Annotated in this window: 13 protein-coding genes and 2 tRNA genes; 5 read left to right on the top strand and 10 right to left on the bottom strand. The window is 74.3% G+C overall.

The window, feature by feature from the left end:
* Positions 1-329: 329 nt before the first annotated feature.
* Together FEF34_RS32165 and FEF34_RS32160 are read right to left on the bottom strand one after the other, a co-directional pair.
* The gene (locus FEF34_RS32165; RefSeq protein ID WP_138056294.1) at positions 330-1,598 is read right to left on the bottom strand and encodes a hypothetical protein; all 1,269 of its coding nucleotides are present in this window, start codon (positions 1,596-1,598) and stop codon (positions 330-332) included.
* Positions 1,598-2,161, bottom strand: a complete 564-nt coding sequence (locus FEF34_RS32160) for a DUF4365 domain-containing protein (RefSeq protein WP_138056293.1) — start codon at positions 2,159-2,161, stop codon at positions 1,598-1,600. The genes FEF34_RS32165 and FEF34_RS32160 overlap by 1 nt, the downstream gene beginning before the upstream one ends.
* 172 nt (positions 2,162-2,333) lie before the next feature.
* On the opposite strand from FEF34_RS32160, the gene FEF34_RS32155 reads away from it, so the two are divergent.
* Positions 2,334-3,062 carry a 3'-5' exonuclease gene (locus FEF34_RS32155; protein ID WP_138056292.1) on the top strand — a complete coding sequence of 243 codons (729 nt, stop codon included), beginning with the start codon at positions 2,334-2,336 and terminating at the stop codon, positions 3,060-3,062.
* Between the two features lie 439 nt (positions 3,063-3,501).
* Here the strand turns inward: FEF34_RS32155 and FEF34_RS32150 are convergent.
* Positions 3,502-3,573 (bottom strand) — tRNA-Val (locus FEF34_RS32150).
* A gap of 164 nt (positions 3,574-3,737) precedes the next feature.
* Here FEF34_RS32150 and FEF34_RS32145 point away from each other — a divergent pair.
* Positions 3,738-6,308 (top strand): SCO7613 C-terminal domain-containing membrane protein, encoded by a 2,571-nt coding sequence (locus tag FEF34_RS32145; RefSeq protein WP_171053174.1) that lies wholly within the window; start codon positions 3,738-3,740, stop codon positions 6,306-6,308.
* A gap of 79 nt (positions 6,309-6,387) precedes the next feature.
* Here FEF34_RS32145 and FEF34_RS32140 read toward each other — a convergent pair.
* Positions 6,388-6,462: transfer RNA gene (locus FEF34_RS32140), tRNA-Val, on the bottom strand.
* 96 nt (positions 6,463-6,558) lie between these two features.
* Positions 6,559-7,017 (bottom strand): TIGR02611 family protein, encoded by a 459-nt coding sequence (locus FEF34_RS32135; RefSeq protein WP_138056290.1) that lies wholly within the window; start codon positions 7,015-7,017, stop codon positions 6,559-6,561.
* Between the two features lie 188 nt (positions 7,018-7,205).
* Between FEF34_RS32135 and FEF34_RS32130 the strand changes: the two genes are divergently transcribed.
* A complete protein-coding gene (locus tag FEF34_RS32130; protein ID WP_003959770.1) occupies positions 7,206-7,619 on the top strand; it encodes an SsgA family sporulation/cell division regulator in 414 nt (137 codons plus the stop codon).
* A 191-nt stretch (positions 7,620-7,810) separates the two neighbouring features.
* Positions 7,811-8,377 (top strand): CGNR zinc finger domain-containing protein, encoded by a 567-nt coding sequence (locus FEF34_RS32125; protein ID WP_138056289.1) that lies wholly within the window; start codon positions 7,811-7,813, stop codon positions 8,375-8,377.
* 67 nt (positions 8,378-8,444) lie between these two features.
* Here the strand turns inward: FEF34_RS32125 and FEF34_RS41595 are convergent, their stop codons facing one another.
* Together FEF34_RS41595 and FEF34_RS32120 are read right to left on the bottom strand one after the other, a co-directional pair.
* Positions 8,445-8,597, bottom strand: coding sequence for a hypothetical protein (locus tag FEF34_RS41595; protein ID WP_017945528.1), 153 nt, complete (start codon positions 8,595-8,597; stop codon positions 8,445-8,447).
* A 135-nt stretch (positions 8,598-8,732) separates the two neighbouring features.
* Positions 8,733-9,185 (bottom strand): hypothetical protein, encoded by a 453-nt coding sequence (locus FEF34_RS32120; RefSeq protein WP_138056288.1) that lies wholly within the window; start codon positions 9,183-9,185, stop codon positions 8,733-8,735.
* 195 nt (positions 9,186-9,380) lie between these two features.
* Here FEF34_RS32120 and FEF34_RS32115 point away from each other — a divergent pair, with 195 nt between their 5' ends.
* Positions 9,381-9,887, top strand: a complete 507-nt coding sequence (locus tag FEF34_RS32115; protein ID WP_138056287.1) for a DsbA family protein — start codon at positions 9,381-9,383, stop codon at positions 9,885-9,887.
* Positions 9,888-9,970: 83 nt separating this feature from the next.
* On the opposite strand, the gene FEF34_RS32110 is transcribed toward FEF34_RS32115, so the two are convergent.
* From FEF34_RS32110 to FEF34_RS32100, 3 genes are read right to left on the bottom strand one after another with little or no spacing between them, the layout of a single operon-like run.
* Entirely contained in the window at positions 9,971-10,810 is an 840-nt protein-coding gene (locus FEF34_RS32110; RefSeq protein ID WP_138056286.1) for a GNAT family N-acetyltransferase, read from the bottom strand.
* Between the two features lie 58 nt (positions 10,811-10,868).
* Positions 10,869-11,696 carry an aminotransferase class IV gene (locus FEF34_RS32105; protein WP_138056285.1) on the bottom strand — a complete coding sequence of 276 codons (828 nt, stop codon included), beginning with the start codon at positions 11,694-11,696 and terminating at the stop codon, positions 10,869-10,871.
* Complete coding sequence (locus FEF34_RS32100) at positions 11,696-12,742, bottom strand: chorismate-binding protein (protein WP_138056284.1); 1,047 nt, start codon at positions 12,740-12,742, stop codon at positions 11,696-11,698. Before FEF34_RS32100 ends, FEF34_RS32105 begins: the two co-directional genes overlap by 1 nt.
* Between the last annotated feature and the right edge of the window lie 119 nt (positions 12,743-12,861).

The raw sequence follows: 12,861 nt of genomic DNA, 5'->3' as shown, positions 1-12,861 counted from the left end.
ACGAACGGGCCGTCGCGGTGTGCTGACGCTTTGACCTGTGGCTCCAACGTGCGCCACCCCGCGACGTGCGGCGCCCTCTCGACGTGCAGGCCGTTGGACCTGCCGGCGTCGCGCCGCCGTGTACGGCGTCTCCCGGCCGTGGCGCCGCCCGCCGACACCGTCCACAGGCGCCGCCCGGCTTCACCGGGGGACTCCTCCGGGTCCGGGAGCGAGGGTCGTCCCGCGGGTGCATCCGAACGAACCGGGACCCGCCGGTCCGCCGGTGGTCCCTGCCTCGCCGCCCCGGGCCGGCACGGCACCGTCCCGCGGGCGCACCCCCGGCGGGCCCCTCAGTCGTCCGCTCCGCACGCCTCCTCGAAGAAGTCAAGGTTCTCGTGCAGCGCCTTCATCAGTCTGTCCCGCTCCGCCTCGTCCACCTGCACCGGCACGACGTCGGTCGCGTCGCTGAGGCGCCGGAAGCCGCCGCGGCTCTCGAGGCGGCCGACGACGCGGATCGGGAGCCCCACGAGATGGGCGTGCCCCGCTGTCCGGTAGGACTCCTCGTCCAGGACCGCGCGCACGTGCGGGACCTCCGCTCCGGCGAGGACGCGCAGCCGCACCGTCCCCTCGCCGCGGGTGCCCGAGCGCCGCATCCGGACCACCGTGCCGGTGACGCGGACGGGGACGGACGGCTCGTCCCGCAGGTAGCGGGCGCCGGCCGCGCGCAGGGCGGGCAGGTCGCCGGGCGAGAACTCCACCGGTTCGGGCCGGGCCGCGCAGCCCTCGGGCACTCCGGCCGAGGGGGACCACGCCACCGCGATCCGGGCACCCTCGGCCCCCCGCACCAGCGCCACCAGCGCCTCGGTCAGCTCGCGGCTGACCCCCGCCGCGACCGCCGCGTCGAAGGCGTCCATCCCGCCGGTGGCGCGCTGGTAGTCGATCGCCTCGCGCGCCGCGTACAGAGCGTGGTGCAGCCGGACGGCGACGGACCGGCCGGTGTCCACGGGCACGAACGCGGTCAGTCCGCGCCCGCCCGGCGCCGGCCCCACCAGGACGCCCTCCAGCACCGCCTGCGCCTGCCGCCGGTGGCGCGCTCCGTAATAGCCGGCGCGGCCGCGCACGGCGAGCGCCCCCGCGAGCAGCAGTTGCCGCGCGGCGGACCTCAGCTGTTCCTGCACGGTCCAGGACGCCGCGCCGGACGGGCCCCGGGGTACGTCGCGCCACCAGCGGATCTCGTCGCTCGGCACGGCGAGCCCGACCAGCACCTCGCGGGCCGAGGGCGCGGCGGACCGCGCGAGCGCGGTGAGCGCCTCGCCCAGCAGGTCCTCGCAGTCGGGGAACTCCCGGCTTTCGGGCACGAGCAGGCTCGTGCCCCCGACGTCGGGCCCCGGCGGTGTCCAGCGGGCGTACCGACCGGCCGCCCCGCCGCGTCTGCGCCATCCGTGCCGGTGCAGCAGCGCGCCGAGCACCAGGGGGTCGACCAGGGCGGGGTCGGGGGTTCCGCTGCCGTACCAGGGAGCGGGCACACCGTCGGGGAACGGCAGGGGCACGGGACGGGCGTGCGGCACCGCGGGGGAGCGGCCCGGCCGCGGTGCGGATTCGTCGATCGGGCGGTGCATCAGGGTCTCCCTCCCGTCCCGACCCGCGTCATGATCTCGCAGAGCGCCCGGTCGTCGAAGATGCGCGAGGTCGGGATCCGCACGGTGGTCCGCCGCCGGCCCGTCACGGGGTGGCCGGCCAGATTGGTCCAGTAGCAGCAGTGCCGGAGATCCAGCCGGTCGTGACCGGCCCGCAGCCACTCGTCCCGGGTCCGCGGCACGATCATGACGACGAGGATCTTGTGCACCGACACGGGCGTACGGGCCAGCTTCACCAGGTGCTCGTTGTCGAGCGTGAAGGAGAAGGCGGGTCCGGGCGGGTGGGGTGCGAGCTGGTAGGTGGCCTTCAACTGCACCTTGATGGTGACCTCGTCGTCGACGGTGTGGCCGGGAGCGCTGTGGCTGACGTGCCAGTCGATCCCGTTGTCGGGGAACGGCTGGGACAGCGAGCAGCCGGCGGCGGCCGCGACCGCGTGGAGGTACCCCACCTGGAGGGTCTCCATGCAGGCGGTGGTGGCGAGTGCTCCGCGCAGCGGTGCGGTCCGCTCGGGCAGCGCACCCGGTTCGGGCTGCGCGAGCGCCATGGCTCCGTCTGCCTTCCCGGCTGTGCCGATGGTTCGTCCTCACGACGGACCGTCAGCAGCACGGCCCGTCATCTGTGTTGTCGCCCGTCTGCGTAGTGCGCAAACGGTCCGGGTATCACCGTTTCGGGCAGGGGATATCACCATCTGCCAGGCATGGGCGAGGAGTTCGGGGATGACGCGCTGGTACGAAGGGCCCCTGGCCGCATTCGACACCGAGACAACCGGAGTGGACGTCGAGCACGACCGCATCGTGTCGGCCGCACTCGTGGTCCAGGATTCGCCGGGAGGACGCACGCGCGTCACCGGCTGGCTGGTCAACCCGGGCGTGCCGGTACCGGCCGAGGCGACCGCGGTGCACGGCCTCACCGAGGAGCATCTGCAGCACAACGGGCGCTGGCCGGCGCCGGTGATGGAGGAGATAGGCAGGTCGCTGGCCGAGCAGTGCGCGGCGGGCCGCCCTCTCGTGGTGATGAACGCGCCGTTCGATCTGACCCTGCTGGACCGTGAACTGCGTCGCCACCGCGCCTCGTCGCTGGCGCGCTACCTCGAGAGCGTCCCGATGTGCGTGCTGGACCCCCGGGTGCTGGACAAGCATCTGGACCGCTACCGCAAGGGCCGCCGCACGCTCACCGATCTGTGTGAGCAGTACGGCGTCGAGTTGGCCGGGGCCCATGACGCGGCGGCGGACGCGACCGCGGCGCTGGACGTCGTCAGGGCGGTCGGGCGCCGTTTCGCCGCACGTCTGGAGCGGCTGTCGGCGGCGGAGCTGCACACGCTGCAGGCGGTGTGGCACGCGGCGCAGGCGCGCGGACTGCAGGCGTGGTTCGCCCGGAACGGCTCGGAGGAGTCGGTGGATCCGGCGTGGCCACTGCGGCCCGAGGTCCCGGCCCGGGCGGCATGACCGGGGTTACGGCGCGAGTGCCGCACGACCGGGGTCACGGCGCCAGTGCCGCACGACCGGGGTTGGCGCCCGGACGGCACGACCGGCGTTCCGGCTGCTGAGGGCCGGACACGGGTACGGGCGCCCCGCCGCTTCGGGACACCCGTACGTTCCGTGGGCCGGCTACCGGCCGCCCGGCCGGACCCTGGCCGCTCTCCCCGCTCCGGCGCCGGTCCGTCGGCACCGCAGGACGGGAAGGACCGGAGACCGGACGCCGACACGGGGCCGATTGGTCTGGACCTCTCCACATCATTCAAGCCAACGGCCCGGGAAGGCGTCAAGGGGCAAGTCAGAGGCGGTTCCAACTCCCTCTTCCCATGGCTTCGATGACGGCTCATCAGACGGAGTGGGCGGGAACGCGCAAGGCCGGCCCGTCTGATGACGGACCGGCCTCTGCCTGTGGGCGATACTGGGTTCGAACCAGTGACCTCTTCGGTGTGAACGAAGCGCTCTCCCGCTGAGCTAATCGCCCGGGAACGCACTGAACCATACAGGTACCGGCCGGTTTCCTTCAAACCCCCTTTCCGGCCCTCCACCACCCCGGGCGGGGCACCCACCGGGTGCGTACGTACTCACCGGCGATCTGAGTATCCACGCCCATTCCGGCACCCTGTGTCCCGCGCCACACTCGCCGCCATGGAGAACGCACCGCCGCCCGCCGAGGAGCTCCGGCTCATCGACCGTGAGCTGGTCCAACTCGACTTCCGCAGGTCCCAGTTGCTGGCCCGCAGGGCCTGGCTTCTGACGGCCCTCCGGACCGCCGGCACCGCGCCGGCACCGGTCCCCGCCCGTTCCCCGGGGGCGGCGGCCGAGACGTCGCCGCCCAGCGCACAGAACGTCCTGCTCACCCTGGGCGGGGTGCTGCTGACGATCGCCGCCGTCGCCTTCACCCTGGTCAGCTGGGGGCAGATGGGGATCGGTGGCCGCGCGCTCGTGCTGGGCGCCGTGACCGCCACGGCCCTCGGGACACCGCTCTTGCTGCTGCGCCGGAAGCTCGTCTCGACCGCGGAGTCGGTGGCGGCGCTCGGGCTCGTCCTGACCGTCCTCGACGCGTACGCGCTGCGCCGCGCCGTGCTTCCCGGGACCGACGCCGTGGCCTACACGGCCGTGGCCGCCGGTGCGCTCACGGCGGTGTGGGCTGTGTACGGGCGCGCAGTCGGCAGACTGCGCCTGCCGCTGCCGAGCGCGGTGGTGGCGGGCCAGCTCCCACTGCCGCTGTGGGCGCTGTCCGCGGGCGGCGGCATCGAGGCCACCGCGTGGGCCGCGCTGGCGACGGCCGGTCCCGACGTCGTGATCGCGCTCGCCGCCCGGCGGAGGGCCGTCCGGGCGCTCGCCGTCACCGGCGCCGTGACGACGGGCGGCTGGACCCTGCTCACCGGCCTCTGGCTGTCCCTGTCCGCGGAGTCCCCGGCCGCCTCGGTGGAACCGGCCCTGCTGCTCCTTGCCGCCGCGTCCCTGGCCCTGGCCGCGGCGTGGCGCGCACCGGCGGCAGCGGCGGCGACCGCGGCCGTCGGCGGACTCGCGACGGTCGCCGCCACCGGCGGCGTGCTGCGGACGACGGTGCCGGCCGACTGGGCCGTGCCCGCGTACCTGCTGTGCGCCGCGGTACTGCTCGCGGCCGTACGCGCCCCACTGCCGCGCGGGGTGCTCAGCGGGCTCGCGGTCGCCTCCGGCCTGGTCCATCTCGCCTCGGCCCTGTGGGCCGCGCCGGTCGCCCTGCTCGCCCTGACGGGACCGGCCGCCACCCTCGAGGACGTCTGGGGCGGACCTCCGGTCCACGACGCCGCCCTGCCGGGCGCGGTGACCGCTCCGGTGGTCCTGGCGGCGGTGGCGGCGGTCCTGTGGGCGGCGCCCCGGCTGCTGCCCGCCGCACCGCTGCCCCGCCCCGCCGCCGAGTGCGCGGCGCTCGTCCTGACGTGGTCGGCCGCTGTCGCCGCCCCCGTCACCCTGTCGCTCCCGCTCGGACCCACGCTGGCCGTCCAGCTGACGGCGACGGCCGCGGCGCTCACCCTGGCGGCCCGCCCCGCACTCGCGGCCGCCCTCCTGCCGACGGTGGAGGGGGCCGGGCCGAAGCCGCACCCGGCCGGCCGCGTCACCGGAGCGGCCGGCGAAGGCCGCGCCTCCGACGAGGCGGCCGGCGGCCCCGCGAGCCCCGGGGCCGGGCGGGTCCGGGCCGACGGCACCGCCCGTGGCGAACCCGTCGCCGCGCGGCCGGACCCCCCGTCGCACGCCCTCGGCCCCGCCGACGCCCTCGCCGGGACGGCGCTTGTGTGCGCGCTGGGGTCGGCGACGAGTGCGGCGCTGCTGGGACTGGCGACCCGGCCCGCCACGTTCACCGCGCTGGGCGTGCTGGTGGCACTGGGCGCCGCCGCCGCGGCGGCGGCCCGCGGGCCCGTCCGGACCGTCGCCGCCTGCGCGGCCGTGGTGGGCACGGCGGGGCTCGTGACCGCAGCGGCGGCCGCGGCGGGGCTTCCCGTTCACCACGTCGGCCTCGCGCTCCTCGCCGTACCGGCGGCGGCCGCCCTGCTCGGCGCCCGGCTCGGCCGGCATCCGCTCGCCCTGCCGTTGGAGACGACGGCCGCCGCGGCCGGACTCGTCGCCGTGGCTCTGGCGGTGCCGCACCCGCCGACCCTGGCGCTGGTGCTCGCGCTCGCGGGTGTCGTGGCCGCGGGCACGGCGGTCCGGGCCGAGCGCCGGCCCTTGGCCGGGTACGTCGCCGCAGTGCTGTTCGTCGCCGCGACGTGGGTGCGCCTCGCCGCGTCCGGGGTGGAGGTGCCCGAGGCGTACACCCTGCCCGTGACCGTCCCGGCGCTGGCCGTGGGCCTGCTGCGGCGCCGAACGGACCCGTCCGCCTCGTCGTGGGCCGCGTACGGTCCGGGGCTCGCCGCGACGCTGGTGCCGAGTCTGCTGGCGGCCTGGGGCGACACCGACTGGCCGCGACCGCTTCTGCTGGGTCTCGCCGCTCTCGGGGTGACGCTCGCCGGCGCCCGTCTGCGGCTCCGGGCGCCGCTGGTCCTCGGCGGCCTGACGCTCACCCTGGACGCGCTGCACGAGCTCGCGCCGTACGTCGTCCAGGTCGTCGACGCCCTGCCGCGGTGGCTGCCACCCGCGCTGGCTGGACTGCTGCTGCTGGCCGTGGGGGCGACGTACGAGCAGCGGCTGCGCGACGCGCGCCGGATCCGGAAGACCCTCGGCCGGATGCGCTGAACGGGTGATCCCGCCGGGGCGCGGCCGTGCACGCCGAGGGCCCCGGAGACTCGGCGGTCTCCGGGGCCCTCGGTCCGGGTGGTGGGCGATACTGGGTTCGAACCAGTGACCTCTTCGGTGTGAACGAAGCGCTCTCCCACTGAGCTAATCGCCCGGGCGCACCGCAAACATTACCCCATGTCAGCGGTGCCTCATGACCACCTGACCCCCGGCCGGGAGGCGGCCTCCGGGCGGTCGCCGCCGGCTCCGGTCACTGTTCGATCTTCCAGGGCATCGCCAACCCGAACTTCGCGACGTAGATCGCGCACAGCACGGCGATGATCACCAGTCCGACGGCGGTCAGGACGAGGTTGCGCCGGCGGACCTTGGGGTCCAGCGCCCGCTGTGCCGCCTCGGTCACTTTCCGTTTCGTCCAGTGCAGGACGAGCTGCGCCCAGACGAACTCGGTGGCCCAGATCGCCATGCCCGCGAAGATCACCAGCCAGCCCGGCCCGGGCAGCGGAAGCATGATCACGCCGGTCACGACGACCGCCAGGCCGACGATGAAGACGCCGACCTGCCAGCTCAGATGAAGCGTCCGCCATCTCTTCACGAACTCGGGCGCCCTCGAGCCGAGAACGGGCCCACCGGGCGCGGTCACATCCCCCGCGGCGGAGCCCGGGGCCGCAGTGGCGGCAGCCCCGATCCGCTCGTCACTCTCCGCATTCATAATCCCAACGTACCCGACGAAACCACCGGTCGGCATGACCGTACGGTCGTACGTGGAACTCCTCCGTATGGGGTACCCCAAGGATCACAAAACAGACAGAGGGGTTTACAACGGCACCGTAGGTGGCATGTCGATTTCGCCGACGTGCGAATCCCCGAGCGCACACTGAGCGAAAGGCCCTGGCGCTTATGAACACCACGGTCAGCTGCGAGCTGCACCTGCGCCTCGTTGTATCGAGCGAGTCCTCACTGCCTGTACCCGCGGGCCTGCGGTATGACACGGCCGATCCGTATGCCGTGCACGCCACCTTCCATACCGGAGCCGAGGAGACGGTCGAATGGGTGTTCGCCCGCGACCTTCTCGCCGAGGGTCTTCACCGGCCCACCGGCACCGGCGACGTCAGAGTCTGGCCTTCGCGCAGTCACGGCCAGGGCGTCGTCTGCATCGCACTGAGCTCTCCGGAGGGCGAGGCCCTGCTGGAGGCGCCGGCGCGGGCCCTGGAGTCGTTCCTCAAGCGGACGGACGCCGCGGTCCCACCGGGCACGGAGCATCGCCATTTCGATCTCGATACCGAGCTCTCGCACATCCTGGCGGAAAGCTGAACCAGGGCGAGGGCAGCAGGCGCCGTCCGACTCGGGGAGACGGCACCGCACGGACAACCGCATAAGGGCAGCTCCGGCGCCGTCGTCGCGGAATCCACCGCGACGACGGCGCCGTCGCGTTCTCCGCGGACCGGCTAGAGTCAGCGCAAATTCGGCGGGTGCCCAGCCCGCAGCATGCCAGGGAGCGAATCGTGCTGATCCCTCACGACACCCGCATCGCCCTCGACATCGTCGTCGATCTGGTGAACACCGCGGCCGAGCGCGACGAGAGCCCCAAGGGCGACGAGCTCGGGGACGTGCCGTCGCTGTACACGTTCGTGCAGAAGTGCAACATCAGTGACGTGGGTGAGCTCCGCGCACACGACCTGAAAGCCGTGCGCGAGGTGCGGAGCAGGTTCGAGGAGGTGTTCGCCGCGCCGGACGCCCGCGGCGCCGCCGAGCTCATCAACCGGCTCGTGGCCTCCGCGGGGACCACGCCGCAGCTGACGGACCACGACGGCTACGACTGGCACGTCCACTACTTCGCGCCGGGAGCCTCGGTCGCCGAGCACCTCGCGGCCGACTGCGGCATGGCCCTGGCGTTCATGATCGTGGCGGGCGAGCAGGAGCGGCTGCGGCGCTGCGAGGCACCGGGCTGCGGCCGCGCCTTCGTCGACCTGTCACGCAATCGCTCGCGCCGCTACTGCGACAGCCGTACCTGCGGCAATCGCCTGCACGTCGCCGCCTACCGGGCACGCCGCAGGGAAGCGGCCGGCTGAGTCCCGGTCGCATCACCGTCGCATCACCGTCGCATCACCGTCGCATCACCGTCGCCTCACCGTCGCCTCACAGCAGGAAGAGGTCGTGGACCGCGGCCATGAGCAGTAGGCAGCCGATCACCCCGAGAAAGATCATCAGGGGCGGCTGGGAGAGCGCGAAGAGACAGCCACGCGGCTCGTCGGAGGGGGCGGGGGCCTGGCCCCGGGAGGTATCCAGCATCTCGGGGTGATGATGACGCAGGACAGGCCCCGACGATCGACCAACACGCGTGAATGCCGGGGCAGTTCACCGGATCCCGTGGTGGTGTTCGACCTCCGGGCCGCGCACCGCCGGAACCGGCCGGCTCCTCGTGGCTCAGATGCCGTGCTTCTTCAGAATGGCCTCGATGTCGCTGAAGTCGTCGTCCGTCCCGGCGGCGGGCTGCTTCCCCTTGGCCTTGGCGGCTCCCCCGGGCCCTGCGGCCGGGCGGCCGGCCCTGCCGACCGCGGGCGCCGAGGCAGAGGGCGCAACCGGGCGCGGTCCGGCGGCGTCCTCCGCGGACGCCCTGGCCAGTCTGCGCCGCTCCACGGCGCGCGTGGTCGTGAACAGTCCCCACGCCGCGCCGAGCAGGCCCACGCCGACCCAGGCCGCGGGGCTGAAGACCGTGCCCGCCGCCCACTCCACGACGCCCGTCAGGACGAGGCCCAGCGGAACGAGCGCGTACGCCGCGATACGGGCCGCCGTGAGGAAGCGCTTCCGGTACGCCGCGACCGCGGCGATGCCCAGTCCGGCCGCGGACACCGCGGCACAAATCGTCTCGGCGATCATCCGGTCCTCCAGGCGAGCGGGACGGCACCCCCGGGGTCGCCCGGGGGAAGGCGGTCACCTCCATCCTGCACCGGACGGCGGGGCCGGGGCCACGGTCCCGGCCCACCTCAGGGTGATCTCCGGGGCAGCCTCCTCCTCAGGTGCCGGGCAGGTCCGGGTTGGGACCCGGTCCGCACGGCTGGAAGACTGGCTCCCATGAGCGACCCCTCCCCCGCCCCCGTCGTCCTGGACGTCTGGTGCGAGCTGCAGTGCCCCGACTGCCGTACCGCCCTCTCCGACCTGCGGGCCCTGCGCGGGCGCTACGGCGACCGGCTGGAGCTCCGACTGCGCCACTTCCCACTGGAGAAGCACAAGCACGCCTTCGCCGCCGCACAGGCCGCGGAGGAGGCCGTCGAGCAGGGCAAGGGCTGGGAGTACGTGGAGGCCGTGCTCGCCCGGGTCGAGGAGCTGGACCGCGAGGGCGAGCCGTTGCTCCTCCGGGTCGCCAGTGAACTCGGCCTGGACGCGGAGGAGTTCGACACCGCACTCGTCGACGGGCGGCACATCCTGGCAGTCGACGCCGACCAGGCCGAGGGCAAGGCGATCGGGGTCACCGGCACCCCGACGTTCGTCATCGGCGAGGAGAGGCTCGACGGCGGGCAGAGCCAGGAGGGGCTGCGCGAGCGCGTCGAGGCGATCGCGGACCGGCTCCTCGCGGAGTGAGAGCGCGTCCCGTGCCGGCCTCGGCTGCCGGGGCGGTCTGGTTTGGACAGGCTTGGACAGGCTTGGACACGGTCTTGGCTGAGTTAGAGCAGCGGCTTGGCGAGGTGGTGGAAGGCGGTCCGGTAGCCGAGTGACGCGTAGAGGCCGGCGGCCGGGGCGTTCCCGGCGGCGACGCGCAGACCGAGCACGGGCGCGCCGGCCTCCCGGGCGATCCGTTCGGCGACCAGCATCAGAGCGCGCCCGCAGCCCCGGCCTCGGTGCTCCTCCTCGACTTGTACGTCGTACACGTAAGCGCCCCGTTCCCCCGGACGCGGCGCGCGTTCCGCGACCCAGACATGCCCCACGGCGGCGCCGTCCACGACCAGCGCGCGCAGCCATGTGCCTCGGGTCGCGGGCCCGTCGGGGAGCTTCTCCCGGTGGTCGGCCTCGGACCGGGCGCGGGCGCGGTCCGAGGGCAGGCCCCGTTCCGTCCAGGTCCGCGCGTACCGCTCGACGGCCGCCGACCGCCATGACCGGAACTCCGCGTCCGTGAGGGGGCGGCTCGCCACTCCGTCGGGCAGCGTGGGCGGCTCGGGCGGCAGTTCCTTGTGCAGGGTGCGGCCGGTCTCGGTGTACCAGAGGGCGGCGGCCAGACGCAGGGCGGCGGTGGCGTCCGCGGGGACGACGGTCACGACGCGGCGGCAGCCCCAGCCGCGCAGCACCTCCTCGGCTGCGAGCGCCGCGACCGCGCCCCGGCCACGGCCCCGATCTCCCTCGTCGATGCCCAGGGCCCGCACGACACCGGTCGACGGACCGGCGTCCGGGTCCCGGGCGAGTTCGACGGTGCCCACGGGCCTGCCGTTGACGCAGACGTCGTAGCCGCGTGCCAGGGCGCCGTCCGCGCCCCGCTGGAGCGGCCCGTTCGGCCGCAGGGTGGTGGTCATCAGGGGTGTTCTACCTGCCCGGAGGCCACCCGTCACCATGTCCGTACGGACTCGTCCCTCAGGGCAGCGGGTCCGGGTCCGCGGCGGCGTGCTCCTCGAAGATCCGCATGGCCTTGGCCGTCAGGGGGCCGGGGGCGCCGGGCAGCTCGCGGCCGTCGACGCGGTGGACGGCCTGGACGTCACGGGTCGAGGAGGTCAGGAAGATCTCCTCGGCGCATTCCAGCACGTCCATCGGCAGGTCCGCCTCCTGCGCTCCGGTCCAGTCCGCGGTCAGCGCGCGGGTGATCCCGGCGAGGCAGCCCGAGGAGACGGGCGGGGTGAACAGCTGGCCGTCGACGACGACGAAGACGTTGGAGCCGGTGCCCTCGCAGAGCCGGCCGACGGTGTTGGCGAACAGCGCCTCGGATGCGCCCTGCTCGCGGGCCCGGGCGAGGGCGACGACGTTCTCGGCGTACGAGGTGGTCTTCAGCCCCGCCAGCGCACCCCGCTCGTTGCGGGTCCACGGCACGGTGACCACCGCGGTGGTGTCGGGCCTGCGCGTGGTCGCGGCGAGGGCGACGACGAGGGAGGGGCCCTTGTCACCGCGGTCGGAGCCGAGCGGGGAGAGCCCGCCGGTGTAGGTGATCCGCAGGCGGCCCAGCGGCATGGGGTTGGCCTCGAGCACGGCCGTGCAGGCGCGGCGCACCTCGTCGTGGTCCGGGTCGGGCAGGCCGAGGCCGCGGGCCGAGCGGGTCAGCCGGTCGAGGTGCCGGGTGAGGGCGAAGGGGCGGCCGTCGGTCGCCTTCACCGTCTCGAAGATGCCGTCGCCCACGGTCAGCCCGTGGTCGAACACGGAAACCAGGGCGTCGTCGGCGTCCCGCAGCCCGCCGTTGACCCAGATCCTCATCACACGGTCCTTCCACTCTGCGCGTACGTTCCCGACGCTACCGCGAGCAGCCGGGACGCCTTCAGCTCGGTCTCGTCCCACTCCCGCTCCGGGTCGGAGCCCCAGGTGATCCCGGCGCCGGTGCCGAAGCGGAGGACGCCCTGGGAGCGGTCGATCCAGAAGGTGCGTATGCCCACGGCGAGCTCGCCCGTGCCCCGGTCGGCGTCGACCCAGCCGACGCCGCCGCAGTACGGGCCGCGCGGTGCCGTCTCCAGCCCGGCCAGGATCCGCAGGGCGCTGGACTTCGGGGCCCCGGTGACCGAGCCGGGCGGGAAGGTGGCGTCCAGCAGCTCGCGCCATCCGGCGCCAGGCACGAGCTCGCCGCGGACGGTGGAGACGAGGTGGACCAGTCCGGGGTGGGCCTCGACGGCGCACAGGGCCGGGACGGTCACCGACCCCGAGGCGCTCACCCGCCCGAGGTCGTTGCGGACCAGGTCCACGATCATCACGTTCTCGGCGTGGTCCTTCTCCAGGAGATCGGCCGCCGTGCGGCCGGTGCCCTTGATCGGCCCGGACTCCACCGTGCTCCCCTCACGGCGCAGGTAGAGCTCGGGCGAGGCGGTGGCTATCTCCACGCCGTGGGCCGGCAGCCTGATCGTGCCCGCGTAGGGGGCCGGGTTGCCGCGCGCGAGCAGCGCGGTCAGGGCGTCGACGTCGGCGGCGGCGGGATCGGGCAGCGGCGCGGACAGCACCCGGCAGAGGTTCGCCTGGTAGACCTCGCCGGCCGCGATGTGCTCCCGGATACGGCGCACTCCGGCGGTGTACGCGGCCCGGTCCAGGGACGAGGTCCAGTCGCCGGCGGCGGGCCCGCACCAGCGCGCCGGGTCCGGGGCGGGCACCGGCTCGGGGCGGACGTCACCGAAGCGGGCGCAGGTCAGACGCCCTTCGAAGTCGGCGGCGACGGCCCAGAAGCCGGACGAGTCCAATGCCTCGGGGTCACTGGTGACGTCCCTGAGGTCGGTGGCGACGAGGCCGCCGAAGCGGGCCATGGGAGCGAGGTCGTGCACGGCTGTGAGTCTATGGCGAGGCCCCGGCGGCCGCTCCGGCGCGCACCCGGAGACGAACCCGGCGTGAGCACGGCTCAGCACGCTGCGGAAACGCGTTTTTGTGCTGGCCCAGGAATCCG

Source organism: Streptomyces marianii (genome assembly GCF_005795905.1).
Classification (GTDB): domain Bacteria; phylum Actinomycetota; class Actinomycetes; order Streptomycetales; family Streptomycetaceae; genus Streptomyces; species Streptomyces marianii.
Note: the sequence above shows the minus strand (reverse complement) of the source record. Positions and strands in the feature narration are given on the sequence as shown.